Source organism: Hyphomonas adhaerens MHS-3 (assembly GCF_000685235.1).
GTDB classification, from domain to species: Bacteria; Pseudomonadota; Alphaproteobacteria; order Caulobacterales; family Hyphomonadaceae; genus Hyphomonas; species Hyphomonas adhaerens.
This window is the reverse complement of record NZ_ARYH01000001.1, coordinates 2,175,238-2,195,821: the sequence shown is the minus strand read 5'-3', so window position 1 is coordinate 2,195,821 and position 20,584 is coordinate 2,175,238. Positions and strand designations below refer to the sequence as shown.

The window sequence follows — 20,584 nt, the reverse complement described above, 5'->3', positions numbered from 1 at the left end:
CGTGCTTTCCATCTGGCTCGGCCCTTGATTTTTGTGCGCCGCCCCCTTGCGGTTCTGCCAAACAAATATAATACGTTTGTTTTGATTGGCTGGTGCCCACCGGCCAGAATAACAAAGGTGACAGCAATGCAGGCATGGGAAGTTCAGGACGCATGGGGCATCGACAACATGCGGCTCGTTACCAAGGAAGCCCCTCAGGCGCTCGCTCCGGACGAGCTTCTGATCAAGGTGCATGCCGCCTCGGTAAACTATCGGGATCTCGTCACAATCGAGAACAGGACGCCTTTCGGCGCGTTGCCCCAGATTCCCCTGTCGGACGCCGCAGGAGAAGTCGTGGACGTTGGCTCCAGCGTCGACAGGTTTGTTGTGGGCGATCGCGTATGCCCAAGCTTTTTTCCGAACTGGCAAACGGGACCGGTCCGCAATGCGGACAGATCCATCTCCCTGGGCTCGGCTTCCGCTCCTGGGGTCCTCCAGGAGTTCGTGGTCGCAAAACAGCAGGCAGCATCGCGATTCAGCGACACGCTGAGTTATCAGGAAGCCGCCACACTTCCCTGCGCCGGCCTGACAGCCTGGCGTGCCCTCGTCGAAGAAGGGCAGGTTGAGAGAGGCGATTGGGTGCTGGTTCAGGGGACTGGCGGCGTGTCCATTTTCGCACTGCTTATTGCCAAAATGCTCGGTGCACGCGTGATCGTCACCTCTTCATCGGACGAAAAGCTTGCCCGCGCCCGGTCGCTTGGGGCTGACGAGACGATCAATTATCGCGATACGCCGGAATGGGGCAAAAGAACCCTTGAAATCACCAACGGACGAGGAGCCGACATCATCGTTGAAGTCGGCGGCGGCGGCACGATCAATCAATCACTGGCCGCTGCTGCCGTGGGCGCAAGAATCGCGATCATCGGCGTCCTTGGTGGGCGGTCCCAAGAGCTTCTGATGCCGGCGATCTTTGGCAAGAACCTTAAGCTGTTCGGAATTTCGGTCGGAAGTCGGCAACATTTCGATTCTCTGAACGAGGCCATCTCGAAGGAGGGGCTGAAACCCGTCATTGATCGGGTGTTTCCGCTCAAAGAGGCTCCGGATGCCATTCGCCACCTCGCCAGCGGACAGCATTTCGGGAAGATCGTGATCGATTTTGAACAATGAAGACAAATCACACGCTCGCCTACACCGCCCACGGCCCGTCATCTGAAAAAGCCAAGGCCAATCTCATCCTGCTCCACGGGATGGGACACACGGATGCAATCGCCTTTCATGATCTGGCGGCTGCAATTCCGAATGATGTCCGCACCTTTGCGCTTCGGGGGCCTATCCCTTTTGGACAAACGTCCGGAACCGGATATGCTTGGTTTGAAATTACACCGGTGGCCTCCGGCCCACCGCAGCCAAATCTCGAGCAGGAACGGACCAGCCGGGCATCCATCGGGGAATTCATTGATTCCTGCGGGACTGACCTCCCCCTGATCCTTATGGGATTTGGGCAGGGAGCCGTCCTTGCAGCCCACCTTTACCTGGAACACCCCGAAAAGATGCAATTGTGTGTGCTGGGGGCAGCCAGGGTCATGCCACACATACGCGATCAATATCCGATCGGACCGGCCCATCGCGACGTTCCGCTCATCTGGACGCACGGCAAAGACGATCCGATACTGCCATTTAGCGCAGCGCAGGCGACCGCCGAAAGCCTCCGGCAGGACAGTTTGGAAGTGACCTGGCTACCACATGACGGAGGCCACGAATGGCCAGACGCCGCCAACGGCGTGGTCTCCAGACGGATACGACAGATGATGGGCGTCGGCGAATAAGGCTCTGATGCCCAAAGCGGCGCACACACCAGATTATTCTCACATATCGAGAATAAACTCTCCCCCGCGCGCCCCGGAAGACCACCGTCTCAATGGCAATACCTTTACGATCCTGACGCTGCCCGAATAGTCTGCTGCCAAAAGAAGCTGGCAACAGTCATACAAAAGGGAGCGAGATCAATATGGCGAAGTCGCAGACTGGAACATCTGTTGCCATCAGGCAGAGACCGGCATCTCTCACGTCAATGCCCCCCGACTGGGGCGAATGCCTGTGGACCCCCTCCCGATCCAGGATCCGGAATTCAAACCTTCTACGCTTCCTGACCTGGCTCAAGGGCGAACGAGGCCTCGATTTTTCGGGCTATGACGAACTCTGGAACTGGTCGGTTTCCGATCTAGAGGGTTTTTGGTCAGCCATTTGGGACCACTTCGGTGTGGAAGCTGAAAAGCGCTACGATCAGGTCATCTCGGACCGTCAGATGCCTGGGGCCGTATGGTTTGAAGGGGCCCGCCTGAACTTTAGCCAGAATGTCCTCAGACATGAACGGCACATGCCTGACGAAGCCGCGATCATTGCCGTCTCCGAAGACGTGCCGACGCGAGAGGTGTCGTGGTCCGAGCTTGGCGACTCCGTGCGTACCCTTGCAACAGCACTGCGTAATCTTGGCATTCAACCAGGGGACCGCATCATCTCTTACCTGCCCAATACAGTCGAAGCGATTGTCGCCCTGCTCGCAACTACGGCAGTCGGCGGAATATTCGCTTCTGCGTCTCCCGAATTCGGCGCCAAGACCGTTATCGACCGGTTCGGACAGCTCGATCCGAAATTGATATTCGTCGCACCTTCCTACCGCTTCAATGGAGCCGACAGGGACAAGAGCGAGAGCATCGGCGCGGTCGTCAACGCAATACCGAGCCTTGAACATGTCGTTTACGTGTCATCGGGACACCAACTCGGCTCTTCATTCCCCGGCACTGAATCACATAGCTGGGACTCCCTGATGGAGTCAGGCCGCGCCTTGTCCAGCGGCCCCTTCGAATTCGAACAGGTTGGTCATGATCACCCGCTCTGGATCCTGTTTTCCTCGGGGACAACCGGTTTGCCAAAGGCAATCGTCCAAAGTCATGTCGGCATTCTGCTCGAGCACCTGAAGGCTCAGCACTTTACCGCCGAACTGACACACGGCTCGAGAATCTTCTTCTATACAACAACCAGTTGGATGGTGTGGAACTCACTTGTCTGCACCCTGCTGACCGGCTGCAGCATCGTGATCTATGATGGAAGCCCGGTCTATCCGGATGCAAGCGCTCTATGGCAAATCACGGAAAGTACAGGAGCAACTGTGCTCGGCTGTAGCCCCGGCCTCGTGCAGAAGATGGCTGCGGTCCAAATGACGCCAGCGGCCAATTTCGACCTCGCAAAGCTGGAAATGATCGTACTTGGCGGTGCGCCCTCCACCCCGGAAACTTTCAGCTGGCTCTATGAAAATGTGAAGAAAGATCTTTGGGTGACATCACAGACCGGAGGTACTGATCTTTGCAGCACGATCGCCGGGGGCATTTCCCTGGCACCTGTGTATGCCGGGGAAATCCAGGGCGCGGCGCTCGGTATTCATGTCGATTGCCTTTCCCCTAGCGGTCAGAGCCTTCGAAACGAGACCGGCGAACTCGTCATCCGCTCACCATCTCCCTCCATGCCTCTTGGCTTCTGGAAGGACCAGGACGACGCCCGCTATCGAGAAAGCTATTTTAGCACCTACCCGGGGGTCTGGCAGCAGGGTGATCTCTGCCTCATCAATGACCGCGGCGGCCTTTACGTGTTTGGACGCTCCGATGCTACGTTGAATCGGCATGGCGTCCGTATAGGGACGGCTGAGATATACAGGACACTCGATTCGATCAGCGAGATTGAAGATGGACTTGTCGTATGCGTCTCTGACGAGACCATCCTGTTCGTTCAGATGCCTGCAGGAAAAGCACTCACGAACGAACTTGGCGATGAAATTCGCAAGCGATTGAAGTTGGAAAACAGTCCACGACACGTGCCTGACAAAATCGTCCAAGCCCCGGCAATTCCCTACACGCTCACCGGAAAACGGTTGGAGGTCCCGGTCCGGCGTCTGCTCGAGGGCTCACCGATCGAACAGGTTGCAGACCCACAGATGCTAAGAGACGCGGCCGCGTTGGAATGGTTCGAGACGTTTTCGGCCGTCGCCGTTTGAACTGAAGCGCCGCCCTTGGCAGCCACGTTCGACCCAAGCGGCTATTCCCGGCCACATCTTTCCCCGCGAACGGCTCGTCCGGCCAGGAACGGTCCGCCGCCTGCAACCTCAGTTCCATGAACACCCCTTCTTCGCCTTGCAAAATATAAAATAGGTGTTTTAATTCGCTTCAGATCAATATTGAAATCCAGGGACCAGATATGCTTCTTCACGTTCACAATCATTCCCGCACCACACCGAACAAGCCAGCCTATAAGATGGTCCCGGACGGCGAAACGGTCACGTTCTCTGAGCTGGAGAGTCGGTCCAATCAATGCGCACATCTGTTGAGAGCGTGCGGCCTCAAGCGCGGCGACGTGATTGCCATTCTGCTGGAAAACCATCCGCGCTATTTCGAGATCGCCCTCGGCGCAGAGCGCTCTGGCATATACTTCACCGGCATCTCCACTCACCTCTCGGCCAAAGAGGCCGGCTACATCGTAGGAGACTCGGATGCGAGAGTTCTCTTCGCTTCGATGAAGACACTCCCGGCGGCTCGGGAAATTGTGGCAGAAAACCCGGACCTGACCGTCTTCATCGTCGACGGAACAAACGCGCACTTCCGTGACTATCTCGCTGAACGCGCTGAGCAATCGACCTCTCCAATTCCGGATGGCAGCATGGGAGCCCCCATGCTGTACTCCTCCGGTACGACCGGGCGACCTAAAGGTGTGAAATTCGAGCTGCCGGAGATCCCGATCGATGCAATGGACTCGCTGACCGAGCTTGCCGTGACACGCTTTGGCTTCAACTCACAAATGGTCTACCTGTCTCCCGCACCACTCTATCATGCCGCCCCGCTTCGCTGGAGTTTGAGCGTCATGAAGCTCGGCGGCACCGTGATCGTGATGGACAAATTTGACGCCGAATACGCACTGCAGCTGATTGAACAGGAGAGGGTCACCCATTCGCAATGGGTTCCGACACACTTCATTCGTATGCTGAAACTTCCGGAAGGAGACCGTTCCCGCTATGACCTGTCGTCGCACGAACTCGCCTTCCATGCCGCCGCCCCCTGCCCCGTCCCTGTAAAGGAACAAATGATTAGCTGGTGGGGGCCGATGATCCACGAGTACTATGCTGGAACTGAATTCAATGGGATGACGATTATCACTCCCGAGGAATGGCTGCAGCACAAGGGTTCAGTCGGCCAGGCCAAATTCGGAACAGCGCACATTCTGTCGGACGACGGCAAGGAGTTGCCTGCACGAAAGGAAGGCATGATCTTTTTCGAAGGAGGCAACAGATTCAGCTACCACAAGGATGCCGAAAAAACCGCAAGCTCATACAATAGCCGAGGTTGGAGCACGCTCGGCGATATCGGCTGGCTTGATGAGGACGGCTATCTCTATCTCACAGACCGCAAAAGCTTCATGATCATTTCCGGAGGGGTGAATATTTATCCGCAGGAGATCGAGGACGTTATCGTGACCCACCCCGAGGTCGCGGACGTTGCAGTCATCGGCGCGCCTGATCCCGATCTTGGTGAGCGGCTTGTCGCCGTCATCCAGCCCCTCGACATGTCAGATGCCGGAGAGCGTCTGTCCCAGGACATTCAGGAGCATGTTCTATCCCATCTCGGCCGGCTCAAGCTCCCCCGGCAGATCGACTATATGGCAGAATTGCCAAGGTTGCCGACCGGAAAACTTTACAAGAGAGTGCTGCGAGACGCGTACTGGAAGGAAGAAAAGATCGCCTAGCTTCATAGGCGGTCTTCCGGGCCCTGCCTATATCACCAGCGAAACCTTACCGAAACGATCAGGCGCCTCCAGCCGGTCATAAGCCTTCGATATGTCGCTCAAGCCAAATTGACTGTCTATGACCGGCTCAATCCCACATTCCGCAATCAACGACAGCAGGCGACGGGCTTCATCGAAATTGCCACCCGTCGATCCGTAGAGCTCAAGCTGGCGAATGAACATGCGTTGCAACTCGACAGGCGGATTTCCACCGGTCGTCGCGCCGCAACTGATAATGCGCCCGCCACGGCGCAATGACCTCAACGACTCGCCCCAGCTCGCTTCCCCCACGCTGTCGATCACCATGTCGACACCTTCTCCACCGGTGAGCTCCAGAATGCGCCGGCTCACAGCCTCGGTCCTGTAGTTTACGCCACCATCCGCCCCGATAGACCGGGCTTTCTCAAGTTTCGCTTCGCTTGACGTCGTCACGAGCACGCGCGCTCCGATGTGCGAAGCCAACTGTATACAGGCCACCGACACCCCACCACCGGCACCTACGACCAGCACACTCTCTCCCGGCAAAAGCGCCCGCTTCCCGAAGAGCATCCGGTAGGCGGTGTTATAAGCCGCTGGCAGGACCCCGGCCGCGTCATAACTGATCTCATCTGGGAGAGGCACGAAACAGTGCTCCGGCATTGAAACATATTCAGCGAAGCACCCGTCTCGATGCTCACCCGCAATTTTTGCGCGCAGGCAAAGCGGCTGCTCTCCAGCCAAGCAGTAACGGCATTTCTGACAAAAATCATATGAGAACAGCATCACCCTCTGACCGGGCTTAAATGCGCTGTCGCTATCACATTCAACAATTTCGCCGGCCCCGTCGACGCCAAGAATGATTGGCAGCTCGTGGGTGATCCCCTGGCCATTGTCTCGCATATAGGCATCGACGCGATTGAGCGAGCTTGCATGAACTCTCATCACGGCTTCGCCTAGCTTTCGCTGCGGGTCCGGAACCGTCATGAATTTAAGCCCATCAGCCCCACGTTTCTCCAGTACTGCTGCTTTCATGATTGTCGCTTCCTGTCTCTGCCTGTTTGCAAGAAAAAGGAGCACCGGCGACAGCGACTAACCGCTCCGATGCCCCAATTGTTTCCTGGATAATTTATTCCTATTGCGGATGATAGGTCAGGCGCACCATGAGCTGCCGTCCGCGATTGATCGTTGCCGCGATGTCGGAAAGCGTTGTGTCGCTTCCGGTTACGGGCACCTGGTAGGAGCTGCTGACCCAGTACTCATCCGAGAGGTTACGACCTATAAAGGCAAGTTCCCAGACCTTATCCTTGTCCATAATCGCAAAGCCGGCATCGAGCGAAACGTAACCGTCTTCCTCGGAGTTCGGAATAGCATCCGAGTTGCCTTCATATTCTCCGCTATACTGAAGGCCCGCATTCAGACGATAGTCCAGAGCGGCACTCAGGGAGCCTTCGTAGACACCGGAAAGCGTCGCGCTCCATTCCGGCGCCCTCGGGAGGTGGTGTCCTGCAAGGTCGGAGGTGTCTGTTGCAATGTCACAGCCGAGCGCAGCCGTTTGCCCATTGTAACAGGCGGGACTATAGTTGTCGTATGTCGCATCGTTATAGGCGATAGCTCCGTTGAGCGAGAATCCCTCAAGAGCAGCCGGGCGGTACTGGAAGTCCATTTCCACACCTTCCGTCGTCGCAGCGCCCACATTTCGGATGATGTTCGCAACAATGGCAGAATCAAAGCTGCTGAGCTGCAGATCGGTGTACTCGAAGTGGTAGGCTGCTGCAGAAACCCGCAGAGTCTGGTCAAAGAGATATGCCTTGGCACCAACCTCGAAACCTTCGGCGTTCTCTTCCTTGAACGAGTTGTCCAGCGCCGTTCCAGCGTTGAGCGCGCCGGGAATGGCGACGTGCTCTGTCTGGAAACCACCTGACTTGTAGGCTTCCTTGTACGCCGCATATATGTTGGCATCGGGTGTCAAAGCGTAGGACAGCGTGACTTCAGGCGACCAGTTCTGGAAGCTGATTTCCTTCGGATACAAGCCTTCGAACTGGCCGGTACCAATCTGTTGCTGCTTGGTTTCTTCAGTATAGCGAACACCGCCCGTCAGACTGAGCTTTTCCGTCAGATCAAACCCAAGCTGCACAAATGGTGACAGGGTATCGCCCGTGATGCGGAAATCCGCTTTGGGTCGCAGCACACCAATGATTGTCGACTGGTCCTCAAGATACTCGTCGTCCTGAAGAAACAGGCCCAGCATCCAGGTGAACCGGTTGGATGCGGCGTTCGACAACCTGAATTCCTGTGAGTAGGTTGTCTTTTCAATGCTGGTCGCAAATCCGACAAACGGTACCGCGCCGTTGGAGACGTGGTCCGAAGCATCCAAGTTCACGTTATAGAAGCCGGTAATGGAATTCAACGAGATATCATCTGTGACTTGATAGTTCACATCCGCGACGAGAATCTGCTGCTTCGTCTTCGTGTACGCAACCCCATCCGAAGGGAAGCGGGGGTCGAGGCTCGCCCAACTTCCGGGCATGTCCCCCTGAGTCGTAATGTCATTGAGCTTACAGTCCTGACCTGCATAAGCAAAAGGCCCTTGCGCCTGCCCGTAGGGGCAATAGATGCGCTGCGACAGCATATAGTTGCCAGTGCTTTCGGTATCGCTGTAGCCGCCATTGAGCTTGATCGTAAATGCAGAGCTCGGCTCAATGACCAGGCTACCCTTGGCAAGAAACTCCTCTATCCCGGGCCCCTTGTCGTTCTTTGGAGGAATAGCACCAGGCTTGACGGAAGGATCTGGAACGACATTTTTCAGCCATCCCTCGCTGTCGGAATACCGAACGGCCAGACGTCCGCGCACGCCTTCAGACAAAGGACCGGAAATGTAGGCTTCGCCGGCATATTGAGCTGCTTCGGCCTCATATTCCCCCCGCATCCTGTAGTCGAGTTCCTCGGTTGGCGCTGCCGACGTCAGCGACACGATACCGCCCGTTGCATTCTTACCAAAGAAAAGGGCCTGCGGACCTTTGAGCACCTCGACTTGTCCGAGATCGAATTGTCCGAGCTTGACAACGCCAGCATAAGAAACCGGAACCCCATCAATATTGACCGTGACGGCCTGATCCACCGATGCAGTATTGGTGGAGCTGGAGATGCCCCGCATGGTCAGGTTACCGCCATATCCGATCGTATTCTCGGCAATGCGCAGCTCGGGAATTGCGGTCGAAATTTCGGAGAGATTTGTAAGTCCGCGCTGATCAATTTCGACTGACGGGAGCGCAGAAATGGCGACTGGAACATCGATCTCGCGTTCCTCGCGCTTACGCGCCGTGACGTAGACGACGCCGAGCTGTTTTGCCTGCTCATCCGTGGCCGGATCGGTCTGCTCTACGGCATCCGTGCTCGCTTCGGTACCGCCTTCCACTTCCTGAGCGACAGCAACAAACTCGGTCGCCAGAAACCCAAGAACGATAATCGAAGCCGCTGACTTGCTTATGGATATTCTATTGAACTTTTTCATGTTCCGTCTTCCTCCCTAGAAGCTCTTGTTGGTTTTTTTCCAGAACCAGTTTTTCTTAATGCTGAAAGCGGCCCTCAACAATAGGTCATTCGTATAAAAAGAACGTTTGTTTTATTTTTGTTGCATCTAAGCCGCATGAATTCGGGCGATCTAAGGGCGAGAAGAATGGACGCCCACAACGAGGCAGCCAATCAACTGCGCCCCGACGCAGGATCCCATGCCCAGTATTTTGAGACGGCCCCCGCATCCACCCGAATGTCGGTGCCTGTAATCATCGACGCATCCGCCGAGGCCAGGAAAACGGCGGCTTTGCCATAGTCGCTGGGCTTGGGCAATTTCTGTAGTGGGATGCGGCTCGCAAATTGGGTCATCAATTCCGCGACACGCGGGTCTTCGGCCACCTTGCGCCCCCAGCGACGTGCACGGTCCACCGACTCACTGGGATCAGTTGCGGTCGGCGTGAGTGAGTTGACACGGATGTTCCACTCCGCAAGCTCCATGGCCACCGAATTCGTAAAATTGATAAGCCCCATTTTTGAGGTGGAGTAGGCAACATTGCCCGGCTGCCCCTGGTGCCCCGCAGTAGAAATAATGTTAATGATGCTCCCCTGTCGACCAGCTTCAATCATGGCCAAAGAAACATACTTCGTGAACAGGAATGCTCCATCCAGAATCACTCCGGTCTGATCCTGCCACTCCTTGTAACTCATATCGACAACGCCCTTCTGATTGAAGAAGGCCGCATTGTTGACCAGTATGTCTATTCCACCGAACCGCTCGACCGCCTGGTCGACAGATTGCCTGACCTGCGCCTCATCCGTCACATCGCAGACGAGTGCGATCGCTTCACCACCATTGGCATTGATGTAGTTCGCGCAATCGTTCGCATTGCCCGCATTGGCATCTACCGCCACGATCCGTGCGCCGGCCTGCCACAACTCTTCGGCAATTCCGCCCCCAATGTTCGGGCTAACGCCGGTAATCAATGCAACCTTGCCTGCCAGCCTCATATCGCCACTCCAGTCGTTCATGTGCGGAAGCCGCAGAGCTGTCTTCAGCTCAACTCTCTTTTAAAACCAAATATCTCACGCGCGATCAGGATTCTCTGGATCTCTCCGGCCCCTTCGTAGATGTCCGCAATACGAACATCCCGGAACCATTTCTCAGCAAGATATGCCTCGGACAGGGACTCCGGCCCAAGGATCTCCAGGCAGCCTTGCGTGATCTCCCGCGCAACTTTGGCCCCCAATGCCTTGGCGATGGATGCCTCGGTGCGGTAGCCGTTTGAGTACATGCCCTGCTTGTGCTCGAGCCACTTGGCGCGCATGACTGTTCCCCATGCAGCTTCCCATGACGCCTCGAGGCGCAGGAAACGATCCACGATAGCGCTCCGCCCCGCCAGGTTCGCCACATAGTCGATCTCGATGCCCGCCTCCTCCAGCTGAGTTCGAGTGAAATCCAGAAGCGACCGGCACGAAGCGAGGGCAACGGCAGCGACAATCGGCCGATTATGATTGAAATTGCTCAGCGTCTTACCGAAATCGGCATCCAGACGCGCTGAAGCAGGAATGCGCACATCCTGCATAACAAATCCGGACAACTCGTGTTTTCTCACGCCCAGCTTGCGCATTTGCGGCGATTCCATCAGTCCTGGCGTGCCCTTCACCAGCACGAACGTTCCGAATTCGGGACGCGCGCCGTCCTCTCCCGCCACCCTCGCGAGGGTTACTGCACCATCAAACTTGTTGAAGAACGAGATAAAGATCTTCTCGCCATTCAACACGTATTCATCCGTTTCCGGATCATACTTTGCCATGGAGCGCATCGCAGCGGGGTCGGACCCTGCATCGGGCTCCGTTATACCGATTGCGAGATTCAGATGCCCATATTCCTGCTTCTGGGCGCTGCTTCCGAAATTGCGCAGCACCATGGACCCAAAGGCCTCATGGCCTCCGACGTCGCGTAGCTCCACATCATTGGCACTGGCCATGAACATGAGCGCCTCTGCGATAACCAGGCCACTGGTTTCTTCATGAACGCGCTCAAGCAGCTCGTAAGGGTTCTCCCGCCCCGCGATCGATGGATGGATCCCGCGTAGCCGGGAAGGCTCGATTTCGACGGTTCTGTCCAGCTCCCGGGCATACGGACGACCAAGATCGTTCTCCTCTCTTACGAGGTCCACAAGTTTTTGGTCTGTCTCGGTCAGACTGAAATCAACCATTCGCTATTATCCTTTGAATTCCTGGCCCGCTCAAAGGCCGGCGACACCTTCAAGCACGGATATTGCGCGTGCGTTGCGGTACCACATCTCAAGCGGATGCTCGCAAACGAAGCCATGTCCGCCGAACATCTGCAGGCCCTCGTCTGCAATCTTCATCGTTTTTTCCCCCGCAAATGCACAAGCGAGAGCGGCCAGCCGGGTCGCACTCTGCCCCGTCTCGATTTCCCAGGCAGACCGCCAGTTCATCCAGCGCATTGCTTCAGTATCAATCCGCATATCCGCGACTCTGAATGCCACAGACTGTTTCTGGGCAAGAGGAGCGCCGTGCACCACACGCTCCTTCACATACGGCACCACGTGGTTCATCACAGCGACGCTGAGCCCTGTCATGATGCAGGATTGCGCCGTGCGAGCACCGTCCCTGATCTTCTGCGTGTCACAGCCATCGACCCCACCCAGCTGCATGCCTGGATCAATTTCGACATTGTCGAAGACAACTTCAGAAAGCTGAAGTGCGCGCAGCCCGACCGTTTGGCATGGCTCGCGGACAGTGACGCCCCGCGTTTCGCGCGGCACAATAAAGGCAGCCTCCTGCCCCTTATAACGCGCCAGAACCAGAAAGTCGCGACACCCCGACGCCAGCGGCACCATCGACTTCGTACCGCGAAGATAAGTCCGCCGCCCCTCGTCAACAGCCTCTGTCTTCATCCTCTCTGCGGGGCACGCGAACGAGGGCTCCATCACCGCAATGGCCGACGCCTGGAACTCCGGAGCCTTGAGAACCTCTGTCAGGCGGCGCTTTTGTTCTTCCGTACCATAATCGACAATGGCCAAGCTGTAAGCCATCGTCGAAGCAACTGCAGTCGCGACGCTGGCATCTCCAGCCGCAAGCTCTTCCAGCACGATTGCAGCCAGAAATGGCGACCGCCCGCCCCCTTCACTTTGGCTTTGGATGATCTCCAGTTTCCAGATCGCGCTCATCAGCTCGGAATCGATCTGGCCGGCCTCGTCCTGCGAGCGCGCGCGCGGCGCGATCTCATTCGCACTGAACTCACGGAGCATGTCGCGTATCGCCTGCTGCTCATCTGTCAGCTCGAAATCAATCATTCACACCACCCCGAATTTTCAACGCGAAATACCAATCATAAAATTAGTACATTCATTTTGATTTGGGTCAAGCGCCCGCACAACCGCAGCCCACACGACATGGGGCCCCTCGCCCACACAAGCCCCGCCCCTCATTAGGCTCGCCAACTGAGAATAGACACCGACTGTTCGTTGGCCCGGAATAGCTCGGGTATCGCTACCACCCACCGCCCATACCGCGAACCTGGAGTTGGACTGCTCCGGAGCACGCGCCGGAAAGCACGCACCACCCCATGCGCAACAATGAGAGTTCGCATGAGAAAAAGAGGCGCCCGCAGGTTCTGGAAACATTGGATAATTGCGGGCGCCAGTCTATCACCGGCCACGCTCGGAGGTCGCGAAGCAGGTCAAACTCGGTGCTGCGAGCCATGCACGACGAACACCATGGACGTACGAGTGCACCGGCAGCAGAAACTGCAAGAATGCAGAAATATTAATTTGTATAGTGACAGTACAATCGTTCTAACCAGATCTATCAGCACGCATTTATCCCGTAAACTGGACAATTTTGCAGTCCGCACCTGCAATAATGCAGCTATGCCGCGGCCGCATGATTTAACGAAGCAAGGTCCCGAAGCCTATCGTCCTCAGGTCACCCCAAGGATAAAGCAAATGTTTTGCTTTTCTTGTTTCCGTGCCATAGCCTGAAAGTCAGGAAGGCGACGCCTCTCTCCACATCCGCGTCGCTAAGAAAGGAAAGGAACTGGACCATGACATTTATTCCGGCCCCCTCTCTTCCCACAATCAGCCATGACACAGTCGTGGCGCTGACAAAAAGCGCCCGACACGATGTCCCAGTAACGTTGGCGCACTGACGCTACATTCCAGCTCAACCAAAGAGACACGCATGCAACGCCTGATCACACCCGCGAAGACCTATTCGGAGATCTATGACACGTTTCGCTGGGCTCTGCCCGATCAATGCAACATTGCGCATCAGATCTGCGACCGCCACGCGGAAGATCCCGACAAGATTGCCCTCATTCATCATGTTGGTGCAGATATCCGGACTTACACCTTCCGCGAAATCCAGCAGCGAGCCAATCAGTTCGCCAATGTGCTGACGGGTCTGGGGCTCAACCAGGGCGACCGCGTCATGGTTCTCCTTCCCCAACATCCGGTAACGGCGATCTCACATATCGCCTGCTGGAAGGCTGGCCTCATATCGGTTCCGACGTCAATTCTGTTTGGCGTCGACGGCCTCGAATACCGTCTGAACAATGCGGAAATCCGCGCGGTGGTCACCGATCAGGCAAACCTGGAAAAAGTGCTTGAGGCCAAGAAGCTGGCCCCCAGCCTCGAGCATATATTCGTCATTGATGGTTCGCCGGAGGGTGGCGCCATGCCATTCTACGAGACTCTGGATCGAGCCAGCGATAGCTTTCGTACCCTGATGTTTTCGCCGGATACACCGGCCCTTATTAATTACACGTCCGGCACAACAGGCTGGCCGAAAGGGACGCTTCATGGACACCGGGTCCTTTTTGGCCATCTCCCGGGCGCAGAAGTATTGTTCGACCTCTATCCTCAGCCCGGCGACAAGATGTGGTCCCCAGCGGATTGGGCGTGGATGGGCGGACTTGGCAACACGTTGCTATGTGGGTGGAACTACGGAACGCCAATCCTGGTTTTCCCCATGGCCGGATTCGATCCGGAACTCACGATGCGAAGAATGGGCGAACACGCTATCCGAAACGCCTTTATGACGCCGACAATGATGAAGCTCCTGAAGCCACACTCACATCTTGTCGAGCGGAACAATGTGCGCCTCAGAAGTATCATCAGCGGAAGCGAGGCAGTCGGAAAAGACCTGCTGTCTGCAATGCTCGACATTTTCAAGGCGACCATCAATGAAGGGTTCGGGCAGACCGAAGCCAACATGACACTCGGCAATTGCAGTGGCCTCAACCACTATCGCATCGGCTCGCTTGGCACGCCCCTACCCGGCCATAAGGCCAGCATCCTTGATGACGAAGGAAATGAATTGCCGCCGGGCACAGTGGGCAATCTTGCATTCAAGCGTCCGGATCCTGTCATGCTGCTGGAATACTGGCGCGCTCCGGAAGCGACGGCCAGCAAGTTCATCGGCGACTGGATGATTTCCGGCGATCTGGCCAGCAAGGACGAAGACGGCTTCTATTGGTTTCACGGCAGAGCCGACGACGTGATTACAAGCTCAGGATACAGGATTGGTCCGACAGAAATCGAAGACGCAATTATCCGGCACCCCGCTGTGAGCATGGCGGCCGCGATCGGCGTCTCAGACCCTGAGCGTACCGAAATTATCCGGGCTTATGTCATGCTCCTGCCTGGCCACGAACCGAGCGACGCGCTCGCGGATGAGATTCGGCAGTCCGTACGCGACCGCCTGTCAAAGCATGAATATCCCCGGGAGATACGATTTGTGGACTCATTCCCGATGACGACGACGGGCAAGATCCTGCGCCGTGAATTGAGAGCACAGGCCAAGGCAGAACAGTCTGGACAGGGATGAAACTGCCGCCAAGGCCGCGCGCCCCCGCTCACAAACTTCCTGGCGGGAGCATTGTCCCGGTCGGTCAGGACAGCCCCTATTCCTTCATCATCTCACGCGAGACGATGACCCGCATGATTTCATTTGTGCCTTCCAGGATCTGATGAACCCGCAAATCCCGCACGATCCGCTCGACCTCGAAATCAGCCAGATAGCCATAACCGCCATGTAGCTGCAGCGCATCATTCGCAACCTTGAAGGCTGTGTCGGTAACGAAGCGCTTCGCCATCGCACAGAATTTCGTCTTGTCCACAGCCCCTGCATCCACCTTGCGCGCTGCGTCATAGAGCAGCGACCGCGCTGCGGCGAGTTCAGTCTCCATGTCCGCAAGCTTGAATTGCGTCGCCTGGAATTCGATAATCGCTCGGCCAAACTGTTTGCGCTCTTTCACATAGGCCATGGCGCGATCCAGCGCATCCTGCGCGCCGCCGAGCGCGCACGCCGCAATGTTCAGCCTTCCGCCATCCAGTCCGACCATTGCGAACCTGAATCCGTTGCCCTCATCGCCGACTCGATTTCTCACAGGAATGCGGCAATCGTCAAAATTGACGATGGCGGTCGGTTGCGCCCTCCAGCCCATCTTGTCTTCGTGCTTGCCGAAAGAAAGGCCGGGCGTCCCATTCTCAACAATAAAGGTGGAGACGCCACGCGCGCCATCATCCGAGGTACGCGCCATGACGACATAGACGTCAGAAAAGCCCGCCCCAGAGATGAAGATCTTGGTGCCGTTGAGAACGTACTCTTCGCCCTCGCGCCTGGCACTCGTCTTGAGGCTCGCCGCATCAGATCCGGCGCCCGGCTCGGTCAGGCAATAAGACGCAATGAGATCAGCCGCTGCAAGGCGGGGGACGTAATGTGCACGCACCTCGTCATCTGCGAAGCTGTCGATCATCCAGGTCGCCATATTGTGGATCGACAGAAAGGCGGCATGGCTGATGTCGCCCCGGGAGAGTTGCTCAAAAATCAGCGCAGCATCGAACCGGCCGAGATTCGATCCACCATATTCTTCCCGGGTATAAATGCCGCCAAACCCAAGCTCGCCAAGGGCAACGAGCTTTGACCGGTCCATCTGGCCCAACTTGTCCCATTCTGCCGCATGCGGGCGCAGTTCATTCATGGCGAAGTTCTTCGCCATGTCAGAAATCATCATCTGTTCTTCGGTCAAAGACATATCATCTCAATAAAAAATGGGGCGCCCGCCATCATGAAAAACTGATACCGGCTACGGCGCCCCAGTTCCCCCAGAAGCCCTTGGAGAGAACGCTCCTCCGGGCCGCGAGCCAAGTCCCCATTCAAGTCGACGTACCGCCTGGATTCACAGGCCGAAGCCTTCCACGTTTCTGTGTCCCGCTATCAGGAATAAGCACTGGAGGAATGCGGGTCTACAGAGACGATTGCAGATGACACCTGCAATTTTGCAGGATAAAGTCAGCGAATGAACTGGGATGACCTTAAAATTTTTCTCGACGTGACACGGCAGCAGAAGCTCGAAGGCGCTGCTGCCCATCTTCACATCGACGCCACCACAATCAGCCGCCGCATCAAGCGGCTTGAGCACGACCTTGGCATCACCTTGTTCGAGCGCACCCGCAGGGGCCACGTGCTGACCCCGGCCGGTGAGCGCCTGGCGTCCCAGGCCGAGGCCATGGAGTCGGTGTACCTCGATATTCGCGCGGAGACAGCTTCGGAACAAAGTGCGGCGGGACGCATCCGGCTGGGCGTAACGGAAGGCCTCGGTTCAACCATGATCGCACCTGCCCTCAAGCAGTTCAGGGAAAGCCACACGAAGATCGACATAGATCTTATCTCCCTTTCGGGGTTCGTCAGCGTCCCGAAACGTCAGGCTGACATGTCGATCCTGCTGACCCGGCCTTCTTCCGGCCGCCTCAAGGTGCGCAAGCTTACGGATTACTCTTTGCAATTGTACGGGGCCCGCGACTATCTGAAGAACAGCGCATCGATAGACTCCCGCGCAGATCTCCAGAACCATACGCTGATCGGATATGTCGATGACCTCATCTACTCCTCCCAGCTTCGTTATTTTGATGAGTTGCTACCCGGCCTGACGCCCCACCTGTGCAGTCCAAGCATTGTCGCTCAGCTTGAGATGGTGGCCGCAGGTGCCGGGCTCGGCATTCTTCCGACCTTCATGGCCAACCGCGTCCCGCAATTGACGCCCCTTCTTCAGAGCGACATCTCGGTGACGCGGTCATTCTGGCTGGCCGTGCATGAGGATGTCGCAAGCCTGACGAGAAATCGTATCATGTCGGACTTCCTCGTGGAGGCGCTTGCACGCCTGCCCTGAGGGACGGGAGACTTTTCAGCCGCGCAACAGGGCCTGCCTCACAAGGGGCAGCTGGTCGTTTCCGAAGTAGAGATTTGTGCGGTTCACGAAGATGGTGGGCGAACCGAACGCCCCCCGATCAATGGCTTCCTGCGTGTTTTCGCGAAGACGGTCCTTTATCGCCTGCCCTGTCGCTTCTTCTGCAATCCCTTTTCCGTCGAGCCCACACTGATTGGCAATATCAATCAGCTCCTCCGGATCGTCCAGATTCCGCTGATCGGCGAAATAGGCGTCGAAAGCCGTGCTGGCAAAACGAAGCAGAACGGGCTGATCGTGCTCCAGCACACAGCAAAACCGCATGGCATGAACCGACTTCACGGGATGGTATCTGGAAGGGAATTTCATCCCCACACCCGCCAGCTCCGCCCACTCACTCAGCCATTTGTTTGCATGACTGAGCTTCGGCGAATCCGGGTTTTTCCGGCCAGCATATACGCTGTCGTTCACGGCATTGAAGACGCCTCCGACCAGAAACGGCCGCCAGACGATCTCCGCGCCGGTTTCGGCAATGACGGGCTGAATGTTGTGAAACGCGATCCGCGTCCATGGGGACGAAAGATCGAAAAAGAACTCGACGAATGCCAAACCATACCTCCCGATGCACAGGCGCGGTCCTGCACGAAGTATGTTATTGCTCCGACCGCTCTGCTGCAACTAGCGCAATGGTGCTGTGATATGTCCAGCCTATTTGCGCGGCATGTGACCGCTGCCCCTGATGAAGTCCGTTTCAGGGTTTCTTTCAGACGATCGGGTGGTGTCAGACTAACTCAAACCCGTCTCCGCTTTTCGCGGATGAGCGGGCCTCAGGCCGCAACCGCTTCCACCATTCGCGAAGCGCGGCGTCTTGAGGTAGCTGAGAGGGTTTTGCTCATTCCCCGAGGCTAAACGGCAGGATTGGTCACCTAAAGCCCGGTTCCCCTGACAATCCCGTTTGTACGGTTCCCGCTTTCGTCCAATTGCGCCAGCCCAGGGCAGCCAGGGCGAATGAGGTTGCGAATAAGCCAGCGCTTACGCCGAGCCCGGCATGTGTGGCGACATCGGGTCCAAACCGGACAGCATGTACAGTCAGCAGTAAGAGCGTTGCTGTGGCAGTCGCCGCAGGGCCGATCCAGTGAAGCAGCCTCTGCGGCACCCATATGCCGCCAAGGCTAATGAAGATCAGCCCGATCCAGAATACCGGTTCGGGCGGAACTGCCCACAGTATATAAAGCGCACCCGCAATTGCCAGCATCGCCGGGGTCCCCCAAACAAAACTTGTCCAGGTCGACTGAATGCCGGGATGTTGGCGTCCACGCGCAGCTGCCTTGGCAAGCCAGATATCGACCCCCGTCGTGCAGATAAAGCTCAGCCCCAGGCCCAGAGCAAAATAGATGAGCTTGACCAGGATTCCGCCGAATGCACCGGCATGTATCCGGAACATGCTGCCCAGAACCTGCTGGCTCGCGTTGCCGTCAGCGTAACCGTCCGAACTCATAAGTCCCCCTGCGCTGTCGAATCTATAGACTTCGCTGTAGATGAGCCTGTCCGGGTGACCGGCAGCAATGGATAGCATTTCGTCTGGCGTGCTGAACTGGTTAAGCGCCAAGTAGATTGGCGGATTACCGGGCCGTTCGATGGCGAGATTTTTCAGTGCCGCGACAATGCGTGCCTCCGGTTCGCTGCGGGATGGCGGGCCGGCCTCACGCGCCTGCGCGCTGAGAGCAGCGGTATCGCCATAAAGTGCGGCCATTGCCCGGCCGCTGTCGCCAGAGAACATCACAGGGCTAGCGACCGAGATCGCGACCATGGCAAGTCCCATAACGGCACCTGAAACCGCGACAACCAGGTGAAATGGCAGGCCCCAGACGGCAAGGCGGTTGTGAATATCGACGCGCGCGAGCCTGCGCCCGCTGCCGAGGCGCAGCGTGAAGGCATCCCGGAACATGCGCGGCAATGCGAGCGCACCGCCCACGATGAGGGCAACAAGCAGCACACCGAGAATGCCGACAACAATGAAACCGATCTGCCATGGCAGGTGCAACGCGTAGTGGAGTTCGGTCAGAAAATGGGTGAGCTCATGAGCCCCGGGGCCCACATAGTCGCCGTTTTGGTCGAATGCCAGAACATCCTCTTCATAGTCGATGATGAGGCGTGGCATTTCAGGGCTGGGGGTGATCACGTAGACATCGACCGGCGTATCGCCCGCTTCAGAGATGTGTTGCCGGGCGAAGGCAACAGCACGGCCGACGGCTTCCGGCGAAACCTCTGCCATTTCCGGAACGCCCGGCGCTTCCCAGCGTTCGAACTCTGCATAGAATACGGCAACCGCACCTGTCAGGCACACAAGGTACATCACGGCCGAGAGCGTCAATCCCAACAGCTTGTGGGCAAGCAGTTGACCTTTGACGAAGCCCGGCGGAACGCGCGGCCAAATCGGTTTTCCTGCACCTGAGGCCATCAGGCAGTTCCTCCGGAAGCCAGAATAAAGACGCCCCCGCCGAGAACCACCGCCCCCCCGCAGGTGAGCAGTGCCGTGCGCCAGGGCCGTTCGCTAGCAAGCAGCCACAGCAAGGCAGCCACCCACACGACAATCAGTACAAAGATGCTGAACCCCACCCGGTTGGCGGGCGTCCCCGGCATGGACGCCTGCCACGCCGCCATTGCCGCAATCGACAGGGCCGGCGTGGCGACGACAGCGCCGGCCCAGCGTGCCATGTTACGGCTGACGCGTCCCGGTGTAGCAATCTCAGCATCGGACAGCGCCGTTTCACGCATTGTCCGCGATCTCGCCGGGCGTTCTCTCAAATTGCGCTTCAGATCAGTCAGTCCGTTCGGGGCCGATAGGAGCAGGCCCACGACCATCGGTGCCAGGGAGGCGATGGCAAGCCCTCGCTCCACCGAGACATTGAGCAGCCATGGGGCCATGCCGAGCAAAATCAGCGTCCAGCCTGCGGCCAGAATTGCGCCGCCACGCCCCTGGCGGGTCCGCCAGTTCAGGTAAAGCAACGCGATCCCGGCAGCTTGTCCGGCGATGCCCAATGTCTGCAGGATCACTTCCATGGCCGC

At 57.2% G+C, this 20,584-nt stretch carries 15 protein-coding genes; 6 read left to right on the top strand and 9 right to left on the bottom strand.

Annotated elements, in window-relative coordinates; genetic code table 11:
* Positions 1 to 33: 33 nt before the first annotated feature.
* The 4 genes from HAD_RS10710 to HAD_RS10695 all read left to right on the top strand — a co-directional run bounded on the left by HAD_RS10710 (position 34) and on the right by HAD_RS10695 (position 5,766).
* On the top strand, positions 34 to 1,146 hold the full coding sequence (locus tag HAD_RS10710) for a zinc-dependent alcohol dehydrogenase family protein (protein WP_241765360.1): 1,113 nt from the start codon (positions 34 to 36) through the stop codon (positions 1,144 to 1,146).
* Complete coding sequence (locus tag HAD_RS10705; protein ID WP_035570966.1) at positions 1,143 to 1,805, top strand: alpha/beta hydrolase; 663 nt, start codon at positions 1,143 to 1,145, stop codon at positions 1,803 to 1,805. Before HAD_RS10710 ends, HAD_RS10705 begins: the two co-directional genes overlap by 4 nt.
* Before the next feature lie 182 nt (positions 1,806 to 1,987).
* The gene (locus tag HAD_RS10700; RefSeq protein WP_156942227.1) at positions 1,988 to 4,027 is read left to right on the top strand and encodes an acetoacetate--CoA ligase; all 2,040 of its coding nucleotides are present in this window, start codon (positions 1,988 to 1,990) and stop codon (positions 4,025 to 4,027) included.
* A 200-nt stretch (positions 4,028 to 4,227) separates the two neighbouring features.
* Entirely contained in the window at positions 4,228 to 5,766 is a 1,539-nt protein-coding gene (locus HAD_RS10695) for an acyl-CoA synthetase (protein WP_035570961.1), read from the top strand.
* 27 nt (positions 5,767 to 5,793) lie between these two features.
* Here HAD_RS10695 and HAD_RS10690 read toward each other — a convergent pair whose 3' ends face one another.
* The 5 genes from HAD_RS10690 to HAD_RS10670 all read right to left on the bottom strand — a co-directional run bounded on the left by HAD_RS10690 (position 5,794) and on the right by HAD_RS10670 (position 12,623).
* Positions 5,794 to 6,816 (bottom strand): zinc-binding dehydrogenase, encoded by a 1,023-nt coding sequence (locus tag HAD_RS10690; protein ID WP_035570960.1) that lies wholly within the window; start codon positions 6,814 to 6,816, stop codon positions 5,794 to 5,796.
* A gap of 100 nt (positions 6,817 to 6,916) precedes the next feature.
* The gene (locus tag HAD_RS10685) at positions 6,917 to 9,295 is read right to left on the bottom strand and encodes a TonB-dependent receptor (RefSeq protein ID WP_035570958.1); all 2,379 of its coding nucleotides are present in this window, start codon (positions 9,293 to 9,295) and stop codon (positions 6,917 to 6,919) included.
* A 191-nt stretch (positions 9,296 to 9,486) separates the two neighbouring features.
* Positions 9,487 to 10,326, bottom strand: coding sequence for an SDR family NAD(P)-dependent oxidoreductase (locus HAD_RS10680; protein WP_084331882.1), 840 nt, complete (start codon positions 10,324 to 10,326; stop codon positions 9,487 to 9,489).
* 23 nt (positions 10,327 to 10,349) lie between these two features.
* A complete protein-coding gene (locus HAD_RS18025) occupies positions 10,350 to 11,516 on the bottom strand; it encodes an acyl-CoA dehydrogenase family protein (RefSeq protein WP_051596132.1) in 1,167 nt (388 codons plus the stop codon).
* 30 nt (positions 11,517 to 11,546) lie between these two features.
* A complete protein-coding gene (locus HAD_RS10670; RefSeq protein ID WP_035570957.1) occupies positions 11,547 to 12,623 on the bottom strand; it encodes an acyl-CoA dehydrogenase family protein in 1,077 nt (358 codons plus the stop codon).
* An 886-nt stretch (positions 12,624 to 13,509) separates the two neighbouring features.
* On the opposite strand from HAD_RS10670, the gene HAD_RS10665 reads away from it, so the two are divergent.
* Positions 13,510 to 15,156 (top strand): AMP-binding protein, encoded by a 1,647-nt coding sequence (locus HAD_RS10665; protein ID WP_051596131.1) that lies wholly within the window; start codon positions 13,510 to 13,512, stop codon positions 15,154 to 15,156.
* 76 nt (positions 15,157 to 15,232) lie between these two features.
* On the opposite strand, the gene HAD_RS10660 is transcribed toward HAD_RS10665, so the two are convergent.
* Complete coding sequence (locus HAD_RS10660) at positions 15,233 to 16,366, bottom strand: acyl-CoA dehydrogenase family protein (RefSeq protein WP_035570956.1); 1,134 nt, start codon at positions 16,364 to 16,366, stop codon at positions 15,233 to 15,235.
* A 264-nt stretch (positions 16,367 to 16,630) separates the two neighbouring features.
* Between HAD_RS10660 and HAD_RS10655 the strand changes: the two genes are divergently transcribed.
* Positions 16,631 to 17,500 (top strand): LysR family transcriptional regulator, encoded by an 870-nt coding sequence (locus HAD_RS10655; RefSeq protein ID WP_035570954.1) that lies wholly within the window; start codon positions 16,631 to 16,633, stop codon positions 17,498 to 17,500.
* 15 nt (positions 17,501 to 17,515) lie between these two features.
* Here the strand turns inward: HAD_RS10655 and HAD_RS10650 are convergent, their stop codons facing one another.
* The 3 genes from HAD_RS10650 to HAD_RS10640 form a co-directional block, all read right to left on the bottom strand.
* Positions 17,516 to 18,124 carry a 2-hydroxychromene-2-carboxylate isomerase gene (locus tag HAD_RS10650; RefSeq protein WP_035570952.1) on the bottom strand — a complete coding sequence of 203 codons (609 nt, stop codon included), beginning with the start codon at positions 18,122 to 18,124 and terminating at the stop codon, positions 17,516 to 17,518.
* A 313-nt stretch (positions 18,125 to 18,437) separates the two neighbouring features.
* Positions 18,438 to 19,976, bottom strand: coding sequence for a PepSY-associated TM helix domain-containing protein (locus tag HAD_RS10645; protein ID WP_051596130.1), 1,539 nt, complete (start codon positions 19,974 to 19,976; stop codon positions 18,438 to 18,440).
* Positions 19,976 to 20,578 (bottom strand): hypothetical protein, encoded by a 603-nt coding sequence (locus HAD_RS10640; protein WP_035570951.1) that lies wholly within the window; start codon positions 20,576 to 20,578, stop codon positions 19,976 to 19,978. The genes HAD_RS10645 and HAD_RS10640 overlap by 1 nt, the downstream gene beginning before the upstream one ends.
* Positions 20,579 to 20,584 lie beyond the last annotated feature (6 nt).

Excerpts from the sequence above, each read along its gene's own strand:
- HAD_RS10705 (WP_035570966.1), top strand. The coding sequence starts at position 1,143 with ATGAAGACAAATCACACGCTCGCCTACACCGCCCACGGCCCGTCATCT.
- HAD_RS10700 (WP_156942227.1), top strand. The coding sequence starts at position 1,988 with ATGGCGAAGTCGCAGACTGGAACATCTGTTGCCATCAGGCAGAGACCG.
- HAD_RS10695 (WP_035570961.1), top strand. The coding sequence starts at position 4,228 with ATGCTTCTTCACGTTCACAATCATTCCCGCACCACACCGAACAAGCCA.
- HAD_RS10690 (WP_035570960.1), bottom strand. The coding sequence starts at position 6,816 with ATGAAAGCAGCAGTACTGGAGAAACGTGGGGCTGATGGGCTTAAATTC.
- HAD_RS10685 (WP_035570958.1), bottom strand. The coding sequence starts at position 9,295 with ATGAAAAAGTTCAATAGAATATCCATAAGCAAGTCAGCGGCTTCGATT.
- HAD_RS10680 (WP_084331882.1), bottom strand. The coding sequence starts at position 10,326 with ATGAACGACTGGAGTGGCGATATGAGGCTGGCAGGCAAGGTTGCATTG.
- HAD_RS18025 (WP_051596132.1), bottom strand. The coding sequence starts at position 11,516 with ATGGTTGATTTCAGTCTGACCGAGACAGACCAAAAACTTGTGGACCTC.
- HAD_RS10670 (WP_035570957.1), bottom strand. The coding sequence starts at position 12,623 with ATGATTGATTTCGAGCTGACAGATGAGCAGCAGGCGATACGCGACATG.
- HAD_RS10665 (WP_051596131.1), top strand. The coding sequence starts at position 13,510 with ATGCAACGCCTGATCACACCCGCGAAGACCTATTCGGAGATCTATGAC.
- HAD_RS10660 (WP_035570956.1), bottom strand. The coding sequence starts at position 16,366 with ATGTCTTTGACCGAAGAACAGATGATGATTTCTGACATGGCGAAGAAC.
- HAD_RS10655 (WP_035570954.1), top strand. The coding sequence starts at position 16,631 with ATGAACTGGGATGACCTTAAAATTTTTCTCGACGTGACACGGCAGCAG.
- HAD_RS10645 (WP_051596130.1), bottom strand. The coding sequence starts at position 19,976 with ATGGCCTCAGGTGCAGGAAAACCGATTTGGCCGCGCGTTCCGCCGGGC.
- HAD_RS10640 (WP_035570951.1), bottom strand. The coding sequence starts at position 20,578 with ATGGAAGTGATCCTGCAGACATTGGGCATCGCCGGACAAGCTGCCGGG.